This is a genomic window from Streptomyces sp. NPDC030820, from assembly GCF_055572075.1.
In genome coordinates, this window is the sequence record NZ_JBVIEB010000003.1 from 280,448 (window position 1) to 293,581 (window position 13,134).

Here is a 13,134-nt window from a genome sequence, read left to right on the forward strand (position 1 = left end):
GCCAGATGGCCATGCCGTTGCGCCAGACCGTCAAGGTCGCTACATACCTGTTCGAACAGAAGCTCAGGAAGAGGGACAAGTTCGCCCTGCTGGTCGAGCTGGAGCCGCTGTTCGCGTGCAACCTCAAGTGCGAGGGCTGCGGCAAGATCCAGCATCCGGCGGGTGTCCTCAAGCAGCGCATGCCCGTCGCCCAGGCCGTGGGCGCGGTGCTGGAATCCGGTGCGCCGATGGTGTCCATCGCCGGTGGCGAACCGTTGATGCACCCTCAGATCGACGAGATCGTACGGCAGTTGGTCGCCAAGAAGAAGTTCGTGTTCCTGTGCACGAACGCCCTTCTCATGCGCAAGAAGATGGACAAGTTCAAGCCCTCGCCGTACTTCGCCTGGGCCGTGCACATCGACGGGCTGCGCGAGCGGCACGACGCCTCCGTGGCGAAGGAGGGCACCTTCGACGAGGCGGTCGAGGCCATCAAGGAGGCCAAGCGGCGCGGTTTCCGGGTGACCACCAACTCCACCTTCTTCAACACCGACACCCCGCAGACCGTCATCGAGGTGCTGAACTACCTCAACGACGACCTGAAGGTGGACGAGATGATGCTCTCGCCCGCCTACGCCTACGAGAAGGCCCCCGACCAGGAGCACTTCCTCGGTGTGCAGCAGACCCGCGAGCTGTTCAAGAAGGCCTTCGCGGGCGGCAACCGCAGGAAGTGGCGGCTCAACCAGAGCCCGCTCTTCCTGGACTTCCTGGAGGGCAAGGTCGACTTCCCCTGCACGGCGTGGGCGATCCCGAGCTACTCGCTCTTCGGCTGGCAGCGCCCCTGCTATCTGATGAGCGACGGATACGTGTCCACGTACCGCGAACTCGTCGAGGAGACCGACTGGGACAAGTACGGCCGCGGCAAGGACCCGCGCTGCGCCAACTGCATGGCGCACTGCGGCTACGAGCCGACCGCCGTACTCGCCACGATGGGCTCCCTGAAGGAGTCGCTGCGGGCGGCGCGCGAGACGATGACGAGCGGAAAGCAGGGCTGAGGCGATGACCGCCGTCCCCTTGGGCGTTCCCGAGGTACCGGCCCGGCCGGTCGCGCCGCGGCGGCAGTCGCGGCAGATCCACGTCGGGCCGGTGGCGGTCGGGGGCGGAGCCCCGGTGTCGGTGCAGTCGATGACGACGACCCGTACGTCGGACATCGGCGCCACCCTGCAGCAGATCGCGGAACTCACCGCGTCCGGCTGCCAGATCGTCCGCGTCGCCTGCCCCACCCAGGACGACGCGGACGCCCTCGCGACCATCGCGCGCAAGTCGCAGATCCCGGTGATCGCGGACATCCACTTCCAGCCGAAGTACGTCTTCGCGGCCATCGAGGCCGGCTGCGCGGCGGTCCGGGTGAACCCCGGCAACATCAAGAAGTTCGACGATCAGGTGAAGGAGATCGCGCGCGCCGCGGGGGACCACGGCACGCCGATCCGGATCGGCGTCAACGCGGGCTCCCTGGACAGGCGGCTGCTGCAGAAGTACGGCAGGGCGACCCCCGAGGCGCTGGTCGAGAGCGCTCTCTGGGAGGCCTCCCTCTTCGAGGAGCACGACTTCCGGGACATCAAGATCTCGGTCAAGCACAACGATCCGGTCGTGATGATCGAGGCCTACCGGCAGCTCGCCGAGAGCTGCGACTACCCGCTGCACCTGGGGGTCACCGAGGCCGGCCCGGCGTTCCAGGGCACGGTCAAGTCGGCCGTCGCCTTCGGGGCGCTGCTGTCCCGGGGCATCGGCGACACGATCCGGGTGTCGCTCAGCGCTCCGCCCGCCGAGGAGGTCAAGGTCGGCATCCAGATCCTGGAGTCGCTGGGCCTGCGGCAGCGTCGTCTGGAGATCGTCTCCTGCCCGTCCTGCGGGCGGGCCCAGGTGGACGTGTACAAGCTCGCGGATGAGGTCACGGCGGGCCTGGACGGCATGGAGGTGCCGCTCAGGGTCGCGGTGATGGGGTGCGTGGTGAACGGTCCTGGCGAGGCACGTGAAGCCGACCTCGGAGTTGCCTCGGGCAACGGAAAGGGGCAGATCTTCGTCAAGGGCGAGGTCATCAAGACCGTCCCCGAGTCGAAGATCGTGGAGACCCTCATCGAGGAGGCCATGAAGCTCGCCGAGCGGACGATCCCCGCAGACGAATGAGTTGAGCACAGCACGGCACGGACCGAGAGGGGGCCCAGCGTGACCATTCTGGAGACCATCCGGACACCACGCGACCTGAAGGCGCTGTCCGAGGCGGAACTCGGCGAACTGTCCCACGAAATACGCGAGTTCCTGGTGCAAGCGGTATCGAGGACCGGCGGTCACCTCGGGCCCAACCTGGGGGTGGTGGAACTGTCCATCGCGCTCCACCGGGTCTTCGAGTCACCGGTCGACCGCATCCTGTGGGACACCGGCCACCAGTCCTACGTCCACAAGCTGCTGACGGGTCGTCAGGACTTCTCCAAGCTGCGCGGCAAGGGCGGACTGTCCGGCTACCCCTCGCGCGAGGAGTCCGAGCACGACGTCATCGAGAACAGCCACGCCTCCACCGCGCTCGGCTGGGCCGACGGCCTCGCCAAGGCCAACCAGGTGCAGGGGGAGAAGGGCCATGTGGTCGCCGTCATCGGCGACGGCGCGCTGACCGGCGGCATGGCCTGGGAGGCGCTGAACAACATCGCGGCCGCCAAGGACCGCCCGCTGATCATCGTCGTCAACGACAACGAACGCTCCTACGCACCGACCATCGGCGGCCTCGCCAACCACCTGGCCACCCTGCGCACCACCGACAGCTACGAGAAGGTCCTGGCCTGGGGCAAGGACGTACTGCTGCGCACCCCGATCGTCGGGAACACGATCTACGAGTCCCTGCACGGCGCGAAGAAGGGCTTCAAGGACGCCTTCGCCCCGCAGGGCATGTTCGAGGACCTGGGCCTGAAGTACGTCGGCCCGATCGACGGCCACGACATCAAGGCCGTCGAGTCGGCGCTGCGCCGGGCGAAACGCTTCCACGGCCCGGTCCTGGTCCACTGCCTCACCGAGAAGGGCCGCGGCTACGAGCCCGCCCTCGCCCACGAGGAGGACCACTTCCACACCGTCGGCGTGATGGACCCGCTGACCTGCGAGCCCCTGGCTCCCTCCAACGGTCCGTCCTGGACCTCGGTGTTCGGCGACGAGATCGTGCGGATCGGCGAGGAGCGCGAGGACGTGGTCGCGATCACGGCGGCCATGCTGCACCCGGTCGGCCTCGGCCGGTTCGCCGAGCGCTTCCCCGACCGCGTGTGGGACGTGGGCATCGCCGAGCAGCACGCGGCCGTGTCGGCGGCCGGCCTCGCCACCGGCGGGCTGCACCCGGTCGTCGCCGTCTACGCCACCTTCCTCAACCGCGCCTTCGACCAGCTGCTGATGGACGTCGCCCTGCACCGCTGCGGGGTCACCTTCGTGCTGGACCGGGCCGGTGTCACCGGCGTGGACGGGGCCTCGCACAACGGCATGTGGGACATGTCGATCCTCCAGGTCGTCCCCGGCCTCAGGATCGCCGCCCCGCGCGACGCCGGCCAGCTGCGGGCCCAGCTGCGCGAGGCCGTCGCCGTGGACGACGCACCCACTCTGGTGCGCTTCCCGAAGGAGTCGGTCGGCCCGGACGTCCCGGCGGTCGACCGGGTCGGCGGCATGGACGTCCTGCACCGCGCCGAACGCCCCGAGGTGCTGCTGGTGGCCGTCGGCGTGATGGCCCCGGTGTGCCTGCAGGCCGCCGATCTGCTCCAGGCGCGCGGCATCAACTGCACGGTGGTGGACCCCCGTTGGGTCAAGCCGGTCGACCCCTCGCTGCCGGGCCTCGCCGCCGAGCACCGGCTGGTGGCCGTGGTGGAGGACAACAGCCGCTCCGCGGGCGTCGGTTCGGCCGTGGCGCTGGCCCTCGGCGACGCCGACGTGGACGTGCCGGTACGGCGGTTCGGTATCCCGGAGCAGTTCCTCGCGCACGCAAAGCGCGGCGAGGTGCTGGCCGACATCGGTCTCACGCCCGTCGAGATCGCCGGGCGGATCAGTGGGAGCCTGGCCGCCAAGGACGCGGGCGGGCCGGCCAAGGAGAGTGAATGAGCACGGAGTTCGACCTCGGCGCGCTGCTCGCCGAGCGTGGAGCCGAACGCTACGAGCTGCACACCAAGTACCTCAATCCGCAGCTCCCGCGCATGTTGCACACCATCGGCTTCGACAAGGTCTACGAGCGGGCCGAGGGCGCCCACTTCTTCGACGCGGACGGCAACGACCACCTGGACATGCTCGCCGGGTTCGGGGTGATGGGCCTCGGCCGCCACCACCCGGTGGTCCGCAAGGCGCTGCACGACGTGCTCGACCTGGACCTCGCCGACCTCACCCGGTTCGACTGCCAGCCGCTGCCCGGACTGCTCGCCGAACGGCTCCTCGCCCACAGCCCGCACCTGGACCGGGTGTTCTTCGGCAACAGTGGCACGGAGGCCGTGGAGACAGCGCTGAAGTTCGCCCGGTACGCCACCGGCAAGCGCCGCATCCTCTACTGCGACCACGCCTTCCACGGACTGACCACCGGCTCGCTGTCGGTCAACGGCGAGAGCGGCTTCCGGGACGGCTTCGCCCCGCTGCTGCCCGACACCGCCGTACCGCTCGGGGATCTCGACGTCCTGGCGCGGGAGCTGAAGAAGGGCGACGTGGCCGCCCTGATCGTGGAGCCGATCCAGGGCAAGGGGGTGCACGAGGCTCCGCCCGGCTATCTGCGGGCCGCGCAGGAGCTGCTGCACAGGCACAAGGCGCTGCTCATCGCCGACGAGGTGCAGACCGGTCTCGGCCGCACCGGCGACTTCTATGCCTACCAGCACGAGGACGGCGTCGAACCCGACCTGGTGTGCGTGGCCAAGGCTCTGTCCGGCGGATACGTCCCGGTCGGCGCCACTCTGGGCAAGGACTGGATCTTCAAGAAGGTCTACTCGTCCATGGACCGGGTCCTGGTCCACTCGGCGAGCTTCGGCTCCAACGCGCAGGCGATGGCATGCGGACTCGCCGTGCTGTCGGTCATGGAGAACGAGCAGATCGTCGCGGGCGTACGCAAGACGGGCGAGCTGCTGAAGTCCCGGCTGACCGCACTGATCGACAAGTACGAGCTGCTCGCCGACGTCCGCGGCCGGGGCCTGATGATCGGCATCGAGTTCGACAGGCCGTCCTCGCTGAGGCTGCGCAGCCGCTGGACCATGCTCCAGGCCGCCCGCAAGGGCCTGTTCGCACAGATGGTCGTCGTACCGCTGCTGCAGCGGCACCGGATCCTCACCCAGGTCTCCGGCGACCACCTGGAGGTGATCAAGCTGATCCCGCCGCTGATCATCGACGAGGCGGACGTCGAACGGTTCGTGGAGGCGTTCACGGCGGTGATGGACGACGCGCACAGCGGCGGCGGCCTGATGTGGGACTTCGGCAAGACCCTGATCAAGCAGGCGGTGGCCAACCGCTGATGCCACTGCGTCCGCCCGCGTCCCGCACTGGCAGGCCCGGTGCGGGACGCGGGTCCGTCAGGCGGTCACATCCAGTAGACCTGCGTGAACAGGATGATGGGCCAGGCGAAGCCGAGCGCCCCCAGGATGGCCCCGGTGGCGGCCATCCACAGCCGGCCGATGCCGCGAAACGCGTAGTGGATGCCCATGACGCCGAAGGCGAAGGCGAGCCCGCCCGCGATGAGCATCACGGGGATCAGAGCGAGCGTGAGCCGTGGGCACAGGCCCGCCGCTGCCGCGAGCCCCAGCCCCAAGGCGGCCGGGCCGAGCAGCGTGGCGGGCGAGTCGGTTCCGTCGGGTGGGGCGTTCCCTGCCATACATCCCCCCTTTTTTGAACGCGTTCAAAACTTGGGCCGATGGTAGCAGGTGGAACGGGATCCGAGATTTTTGCCTATCAGGCAAAAAAATTGCCAGTAGGGCAAAGCTGCGGCTGAATGAAGGCATGAACGCCTCAGACGCCGGGCCCCCGGCGGACCCGGGCGGCGAGCTGGCCGCCGTCGCACCGCAACTGCGGGCACTGCGCCGGCGTGCCGGCCTCACCCTGGAGGCCGCGGCCCGCGCCGCCGGGCTCTCACCGGCCCATCTGTCCCGGCTGGAGACCGGACAGCGGCAGCCGTCGCTGCCGATGCTGCTGGCCCTCGCCCGTATCTACGGTACGACCGTCTCCGAACTGCTCGGTGAGACGGTCGCCGACCGGGACGCCATCGTGCGGGCCGGGGACATGGAGCCGACCCGGGCGGGCGGCTGGACGTACTTCCAGGCCGGGGCGCCGGGCCGCGGCATGCAGGCCCTGCGCGTGCGCGTGCCGTACGGCTCGCAGGGCGACATCGTGCGCGTCCACCCCGGCGAGGAGTGGCTCTACGTCCTGCGGGGCCGGCTGCGGCTGCGCCTCGGTGACACCGCGCATCTGCTCGCCCCCGGCGACAGCGCGCACTTCGACTCGCTCACCCCGCACCGTCTCGCCGCCGAGGACCACGACGGCGTCGAGCTGCTGTTCGTCCACACCCTGCTGCAGAGCCCCACGGCCACGCTGTGTCTGGGGCCACTGACCGGAGAGCTGCCATGAGCGACCTGGAGACGAAGTTCCCCCGTTCCCTGTGGATCCGCCTGATCATCTACATCGCCCTCGGCCATGTCCTGGCCGGGTTCCTCTTCCTGCTGTTCGCGCTGGGCGCGAAGAACTGACGCGACGGCCCGCCGGTCAGTCCAGCAGGCGCTCGCGCAGCACGTCGCGGGACGCCGGGGTGAGACCGAGACCCCGTTCCAGGTAGGTGTCCACCCCGCCCCAGGTCTGCTCGATGGTCTCGAACGCCGCGTGGAGGTACTCGGCGCGGGCGTCGAAGAGCGGGCTGAGCAGCTCCATGATCTCCGGGGTGTACGCGGTGTCCGCGCTGCCGCTGCGGCGGACCTTGTACCGCCGGTGCTTGGCGTTGGACTCCAGGTAGTCGGCGACGATCGCCTCGCGCTCCACACCGAGTGCGAGGAGTGTCACAGCTATCGAGATGCCCGCGCGGTCCTTGCCCGCCGCACAGTGCATCAGGGCGGGCACGCTGTCCTCGACGAGCGCGCGCAGCACCTGGGAGTGTTCGGCGGTGCGCTCCCTGACGATCGACCGGTACGAGGCGATCATCCGGGCCGCCCCCTTGCCGTCGGACAGGATGCCGCGCAGCTGGTCGAGGTTGCCGTCGCGGACCATCTTCCAGAACTCGGCGCCGTCCGCCGGGTCGCTCAGCGGCAGGTTCACGTTCCGCACACCGGGCAGCTCGACGTCCGGGCCCTCCAGCTTCTGGTCGGCCGCGTTGCGGAAGTCGAAGATCGTGTGCAGGCCCAGGGAGGCGAGGAAGGCCGCGTCGTCCTCCGTCGCGTGGGCCAGGTGCCCGCTGCGGAACAGCACGCCATGACGCACCCGCCGTCCGTCCGTGGTAGGCAGTCCGCCCACGTCACGGAAATTGCGCACACCGGCCAGCTCCGGCTCGGTCGACGGGACCTGCTGCGTCACGGGGGCTCCTCCCGGGTCGGGCCCCGCCGTCGCGTCTCGCCGGCGGGCGCTCCGTCGACCATACGACATCGGTTTCCTCGGGCAAGGAGTTGTCCACAGGCATTGTCACCAGGGGCTCCGCCACCCGATGATGTTGGCACTTGAGCGGATCTGTTGGCACCTGTGAGGTCTTACGTGGTGGACATCGCCGAAGACGGTCGTACCTGGCTCCTGTCGGGGCCCACCAGTAGCTATGCCCTGCATCTCACCGACGCGGACGAGCTGCTCCACCTGCACTGGGGGACGCGCATCGCCCTTCCGGACGCGGAGGCCCTCGCCATGGACCCGCTGCCCGGCTACTGGCCCTTCGAGTCCCCGCTGGACGGCCGCGAGGAGTACCCCGTCGAGGGCGGCCCCCGCTTCGTCCGCCCCGCCCTGTCCGCGCGCACCGAGGAGCGCCGCGGCACCGAGTGGCGTTTCGTGTCGTACGAGGCGGAGGGCGACGAGCTGCGGCTGCGCTTCGACGACGACGGCCTCGCCGTCACCCTGCACTACCGGATGCGCGGTGACGTCGTCGAGCGCTGGGTCACGGTGGCGAACGGCATGCACGCACGCGTGGAGCTGCTGCGCGCCGACGCGGCCACCTGGACGCTGCCCGACCGCGACGGCTGGCGGCTGTCCCAACTGCACGGCCGCTGGGCGGCCGAATCACGCCTCACCGCCGCCCCGCTCACCTACGGCGAGAAGGTCATCGGCAGCCGCCGCGGCCACACCGGCCACCAGTACCTGCCCTGGGTGGCGCTCGACACCGACGCCACCGAGGAGCACGGCGAGGTCTACGGCTGTGCGCTCGGCTGGTCCGGCTCCTGGCGCATCGCGGTCGCCCAACTCCCGGACGCGCGCGTGCAGATCACGGGCGGCGCCGGCTACGACGACTCGGGCCTGCTGCTCCTCGAGCCGGGGGAGTCGTACACCACTCCCCTCTTCGCCGGCCTGTGGAGCGACGGCGGTTTCGGCGGCGCGAGCCGCACCTGGCACGCCTACCAGCGCGCGCACGTCATCCCGGACGCCGACCGGGACCGGCCGGTGCTGTTCAACTCCTGGGAGGCGACGACCTTCGACATCTCCGAGGAGCAGCAGCTCGCACTCGCCCGCCGGGCCGCCGCCATCGGCGTGGAGCTGTTCGTCGTGGACGACGGCTGGTTCGGCGCCCGCACCAGCGACCGCGCGGGCCTCGGCGACTGGACCCCCAACCCCGACCGCTTCCCGCACGGCCTGAAGCCCCTCGCCGACCAGGTGCACGGCCTCGGCATGCAGTTCGGCATCTGGGTCGAGCCCGAGATGGTCAACCCGGACAGCGACCTGTACCGCGCCCACCCCGACTGGGTGCAGTACCAGCCGGGACGGAAGCGGACCGAACTGCGCAACCAGCTCGTCCTCAACCTCGCCCGCGAGGACGTCCAGGAATACCTCTGGGAGCAGTTGGACACCCTGCTCTCCAGCGCGCCGATCGACTATGTGAAGTGGGACTTCAACCGCTGCTTCACCGACGCCGGCTGGCCCGGAGAGCCGTACCCGCAGCGCCTGTGGGTGGACCACGTCCGCGCCTTCTACGCCCTGCTGGACCGGCTGCGCGCCGCCCACCCGCAGGTCGCCTTCGAGTCCTGCTCGGGCGGCGGCGGCCGGATCGACCTCGGTGTCATGAGCCGCACCGACCAGGTGTGGACCTCCGACAACACCGACCCGCTCGACCGGCTCGCCATCCAGCACGGCTTCAGCCAGATCCACCCCGCCCGGGTCATGGCCGCCTGGGTCACCGACAGCCCGAACACCCAGCTCAACGGCCGGGTCAGCTCGCTGCGGTTCCGCTTCGTCAGCGCCATGGCGGGCGTCCTCGGGGTCGGCGGCGACCTCAGCGAGTGGACCGACCAGGAGCTGGCCGAGGCCCGGCAGTGGGTCGAGCTCTACAAGGAGATCCGCCCGGTCGTCCAGCAGGGCGAGCTGTACCGGCTGCGGCCCCCGGCCGGGGGTCTGAGCGCCGTCCAGTACGTCCTGGGCGAGGAGACGGTGGTCCTGGCCTGGCTCCAGGCGCAGAGCCACGGCGAGCCGGTGCCGGCGCTGCGCCTGCGCGGACTCGACCCCACGGCGTCGTACGAATGCCGAGAAACGGGTGAAGTTCACCGGGGTGCGGTCCTGCTGCACCACGGGCTGCGCACCGCGCTCAAGGGCGACTTGGATGCGACGGTTGTCCGGTTGCGTCGCATCTGAGACGCGCCATGTTCCGGATCAGCCCTATTCCTGGATTGGCAAACTATTTAACGGTGGCACATCTCACCGTTCGTCAACCCCTCCTTACGGTCGCGTAGGTCACATCCGACGGTGAATCATGGTGCGACGTGGCAGACGATTCGAAGAATGACAACAGATCAGTGATCGGGTCGTACGTGGCGGTGGGGGACAGCTTCACCGAGGGCGTCGGCGACCCGGGGCCCGACGGGGCGTTCGTGGGCTGGGCCGACCGGTTCGCGGTACTGCTCGCCGACCGGCAGCCCGAGGGGAACTTCAAGTACACCAATCTCGCGGTACGCGGAAAGCTGCTCGACCAGATCGTGCAGGACCAGCTCCCGAAGGCCGTCGAACTGGCCCCGGACCTGGTTTCCTTCTGTGCGGGCGGCAACGACATCATCCGGCCCGGCACCGACCCGGACGAGGTGGCCGAGCGCTTCGAGCGGGCCGTGGCCCGGCTGACCGAGGCAGCCGGCACGGTCATGGTGACGACCGGCTTCGACACCCGTGGCATCCCCGTGCTCAAGCATCTGCGCGGCAAGATCGCCACGTACAACGGGCACGTCCGCGCCATCGCGGACCGGTACGGATGTCCCGTGCTCGACCTGTGGTCGCTGAAGTCCGTGCAGGACCGCAGGGCTTGGGACAGCGACCGGCTGCACCTCTCGCCCGAGGGGCACACGCGCGTGGCGCTGCGCGCCGGTCAGGTCCTCGGTCTGGAGGTCCCGGCCGACCCGGAGCAGCCGTGGCCGCCGCAGCCGCCCCGCGGCACCCTGGAGATCCGCCGCGACGACGTCCACTGGGCCCGCGAGTACCTCGTCCCCTGGATCGGCCGCCGCCTGCGCGGTGAGTCCTCCGGCGACCATGTGACGGCGAAGGGCACCGTGTCGCCCGACGACATCAAGATGCGCATCGCCTCGGTGGCCTGACCGCACCGACGTGCCCCGCATCGTGTGGCTTGCGGTGCGGGGCACGGGCGTTCATGGGTGCGCGTGGCTCAGTCGTCGGTGAGCGTGCCTGCCCGGAGCCGATCCCGCAGCGCCCGTGGCCCCAGCTTCGCCGGGCAAGACACCTAGCGCTCCGTCAACGCCTCCCGGGCCAGGCCCAGTTCCCGTGCGAGCGCGTCGTCGACCCATTCCTGCGCGCGCGTCCGCGGCACGGCTCCCGGGTACGACGTCAGCTGCACGGCGAGCCCGTCCAGCAGCGCGGTCAGTCGCAGCGCGGCACCGGCCGGATCGGCACAGGCGAACTCGCCCGCCGCCACGCCCTCGGCGATGACCTCGGTGATCGCCGCCTTCCACTGCTTGTCCAGGTCCCGGGTGACCTCCCGCAGGGCCGGCTCCCGCAGCGCCACGGCCCAGCCCTCGATCCACAGCCGCCAGCCCTTGGCCTGCCCGGTCGGCGCGTACCAGCGCACCGCGGCCCGCAGCCGGCGCAGCGCGGACGTCCGTCGGCCCAGCAGTTTGCGCAGATGCGCGAGGTCGTCCTCGGCCGCGTAGGTGAACGCGGCGGCGACCAGCTTCTCCTTCGTCGAGAAGTGGTACAGCACCAGCGCGTTGCTCACCCCGAGCGCGGCCGCGACGTCGGCGATCCTGACCGCCGCCACGCCCCGCGCCTCGATCTGTCCGATGGCGGCCCGCAGCAGTTCCTCCCGCCGCTCGGCCACGCTCAACCGCACTCTCGCCACGCGGTCACCCTACACAGCCGCCCGGACATGCGCCGACGACCTCTCGACGCCCCTGTGCGGCCGGGGCAGCAGCACCGCACTACTGACTGCTCGTTCAGTCAGTAAGTTCGCGGCTGGCAAGCGGTCCGGTCAGCCCGCGCCCGGAGGAGTCTGGACGGCGATTCTCGCGCTCGCGTTCTTCCTGCCGTACGGCCTGCTCGTCGCCGAACTCGGCGCGTCCGGGGCGGGCTCGCCCGGGCCCGTCACCGGTACCACCCGAAGCGGTCCGCGATCACCGGCAGCCGGTCGGTCACCAGGGCGTGGGCGGCCGCGCGCGGGGTCGTGCCGTCGGCTTCCGCACGGTCGAGGACCAGGCCGATCAGGGCGCGCATGGAGCGCCGGATGTACGCGAAGGCCTCGTCGGCGTCGGCGCCGATGTCGCCGAACAGGGTCCACCACCACCAGGCGTTCGTACCGGAGTTGACCACCACGTCCGGCAGCACGGTGACCCCCCGCGCGGCCAGCCGCTCCTCCGCCTCCGGCAGCACGGGCATGTTGGCGGCCTCCACGATCCAGCGGGCACGGATCCGGTCCTGGTCGGCGGTGTCGATCGCGTACGACACGGCCGCCGGCACGAGCACCTCCGCGTCGGCGGACAGCCAGGCGTCGCCGGGCAGTTCGCGGTCGCCGGGGCGCAGCACACGGCGGTCGACGGCGCCGTAACCGTCCCGCGCGGCCAGCAGGGCCTCGACGTCCAGCCCCGCGGGATTGGCGATGGTCCCCTTGATGTCGGCGACCGCCACCACCGTCAGCCCCGCGCGTGCGAGGAACCGTGCCGTGGCCCCGCCCATCGTGCCGAGCCCCTGCACCGCCACCCGGGTGCCCGGGTACGGGACGCCCGCGCGGTCCAGCGCCGCGAGCACCGACTCGGCGACCCCGCAGCCGCCGGCCAGTTCGTCCAGGCCGATGCCGTCCACCTCGACCGCGAAGGCGGCCGCGAGCCGCTCGCGGGCCGCCGCCTCGTCGTCCAGCAGGGGGTACACGGCCTGGACGGAGGAGACCAGACCCGCCTCGGCCGCCGCGCGGTCGACCAGGTCCTGGGTGAGGCCGAGGTCCTCGCCGGTGGTCCAGAAACTCTCGATGTACGGCCGCATGGCGCGCAGATAGCGCACCAGCAGCCCGTACGCCCCCGGGTCCTGGGGATCGCAGTCGATGCCGCCCTTGGCGCCGCCGAGGGGCACATAGCGCGCCTCGGGGTCGTAGTGCAGCGCCTCCTTCATCGTCATGCCGCGGGCGAGCCCCGCCACCTCCTGAAGCGTGCAGCCGGGGCGCATCCGCAGCCCGCCGCTGGCCACGCCGCGCACCAGCCGGTCCACGACCAGGAAGCCCCGGCGGCCGGTGAGGTGGTCGGTCCAGACGAGCGACATCAGTGGGGCGGTGGCGGTCATGGGATCTCCTCGGGGACGGTGATCAGGGTGGGGCCGGGCCGGTCGAGGGCCTCGGTCACGGCACGCGCACGTGGCCGTATCTCCGCGCGGGTGAAGGCACGGGCGAGATCGACGACGTCGCGCTGTTCGGGGCGGAGCGCGACCTGCTCGGTGGGGAGGTCGGACATGGTGCCTCCAAGGCGGCCGCGGACGGTGGTCGGCGAAGGGCGCCGGGCAGAGCTCCACTGAACGCCT

General features: G+C 70.7%; 13 protein-coding genes. 8 read left to right on the forward strand and 5 right to left on the reverse strand.

Translation table 11 applies throughout. The features are described 5' to 3' along the window. Positions 1-5 precede the first annotated feature (5 nt). Genes hpnH through ACZ418_RS09680 form a run of 4 tightly spaced genes read left to right on the forward strand, consistent with a single transcriptional unit; the run spans position 6 to position 5,483 of the window. Positions 6-1,031: an adenosyl-hopene transferase HpnH gene (gene hpnH, locus ACZ418_RS09665; RefSeq protein ID WP_468359608.1), complete on the forward strand. Its 1,026-nt coding sequence runs from the start codon at positions 6-8 to the stop codon at positions 1,029-1,031. 4 nt (positions 1,032-1,035) lie between these two features. Then, the gene (gene ispG / locus ACZ418_RS09670) at positions 1,036-2,163 is read left to right on the forward strand and encodes a flavodoxin-dependent (E)-4-hydroxy-3-methylbut-2-enyl-diphosphate synthase (protein WP_468359611.1); all 1,128 of its coding nucleotides are present in this window, start codon (positions 1,036-1,038) and stop codon (positions 2,161-2,163) included. 39 nt (positions 2,164-2,202) lie between these two features. After that, positions 2,203-4,101 (forward strand): 1-deoxy-D-xylulose-5-phosphate synthase, encoded by a 1,899-nt coding sequence (gene dxs / locus ACZ418_RS09675; RefSeq protein WP_468359614.1) that lies wholly within the window; start codon positions 2,203-2,205, stop codon positions 4,099-4,101. After that, positions 4,098-5,483, forward strand: a complete 1,386-nt coding sequence (locus ACZ418_RS09680; protein WP_468359617.1) for an aspartate aminotransferase family protein — start codon at positions 4,098-4,100, stop codon at positions 5,481-5,483. The genes dxs and ACZ418_RS09680 overlap by 4 nt, the downstream gene beginning before the upstream one ends. Positions 5,484-5,548: 65 nt before the next feature. On the opposite strand, the gene ACZ418_RS09685 is transcribed toward ACZ418_RS09680, so the two are convergent. Further along, a complete protein-coding gene (locus tag ACZ418_RS09685) occupies positions 5,549-5,839 on the reverse strand; it encodes a hypothetical protein (protein WP_468359620.1) in 291 nt (96 codons plus the stop codon). 125 nt (positions 5,840-5,964) lie between these two features. Between ACZ418_RS09685 and ACZ418_RS09690 the strand changes: the two genes are divergently transcribed. Then, a complete protein-coding gene (locus ACZ418_RS09690) occupies positions 5,965-6,588 on the forward strand; it encodes a helix-turn-helix domain-containing protein (protein WP_468359623.1) in 624 nt (207 codons plus the stop codon). Then, positions 6,585-6,707 (forward strand): DUF6126 family protein, encoded by a 123-nt coding sequence (locus tag ACZ418_RS09695; protein WP_388626906.1) that lies wholly within the window; start codon positions 6,585-6,587, stop codon positions 6,705-6,707. Before ACZ418_RS09690 ends, ACZ418_RS09695 begins: the two co-directional genes overlap by 4 nt. Positions 6,708-6,723: 16 nt before the next feature. Here the strand turns inward: ACZ418_RS09695 and ACZ418_RS09700 are convergent, their stop codons facing one another. Next, complete coding sequence (locus tag ACZ418_RS09700; RefSeq protein ID WP_468359626.1) at positions 6,724-7,521, reverse strand: tyrosine-protein phosphatase; 798 nt, start codon at positions 7,519-7,521, stop codon at positions 6,724-6,726. Between the two features lie 174 nt (positions 7,522-7,695). On the opposite strand from ACZ418_RS09700, the gene ACZ418_RS09705 reads away from it, so the two are divergent. Together ACZ418_RS09705 and ACZ418_RS09710 are read left to right on the forward strand one after the other, a co-directional pair. Beyond that, positions 7,696-9,768 (forward strand): alpha-galactosidase, encoded by a 2,073-nt coding sequence (locus tag ACZ418_RS09705; RefSeq protein ID WP_468360759.1) that lies wholly within the window; start codon positions 7,696-7,698, stop codon positions 9,766-9,768. Between the two features lie 161 nt (positions 9,769-9,929). After that, positions 9,930-10,715, forward strand: a complete 786-nt coding sequence (locus ACZ418_RS09710) for an SGNH/GDSL hydrolase family protein (RefSeq protein WP_468360762.1) — start codon at positions 9,930-9,932, stop codon at positions 10,713-10,715. A 143-nt stretch (positions 10,716-10,858) separates the two neighbouring features. Here ACZ418_RS09710 and ACZ418_RS09715 read toward each other — a convergent pair whose 3' ends face one another. From ACZ418_RS09715 to ACZ418_RS09725, 3 genes are all read right to left on the reverse strand, one after another. Next, positions 10,859-11,473, reverse strand: a complete 615-nt coding sequence (locus ACZ418_RS09715; RefSeq protein ID WP_468359629.1) for a TetR/AcrR family transcriptional regulator — start codon at positions 11,471-11,473, stop codon at positions 10,859-10,861. Between the two features lie 242 nt (positions 11,474-11,715). Then, positions 11,716-12,900 carry a glutamate dehydrogenase gene (locus ACZ418_RS09720; protein ID WP_468359632.1) on the reverse strand — a complete coding sequence of 395 codons (1,185 nt, stop codon included), beginning with the start codon at positions 12,898-12,900 and terminating at the stop codon, positions 11,716-11,718. Continuing rightward, on the reverse strand, positions 12,897-13,067 hold the full coding sequence (locus ACZ418_RS09725) for a hypothetical protein (protein WP_468359635.1): 171 nt from the start codon (positions 13,065-13,067) through the stop codon (positions 12,897-12,899). Before ACZ418_RS09725 ends, ACZ418_RS09720 begins: the two co-directional genes overlap by 4 nt. Positions 13,068-13,134: the final 67 nt, after the last annotated feature.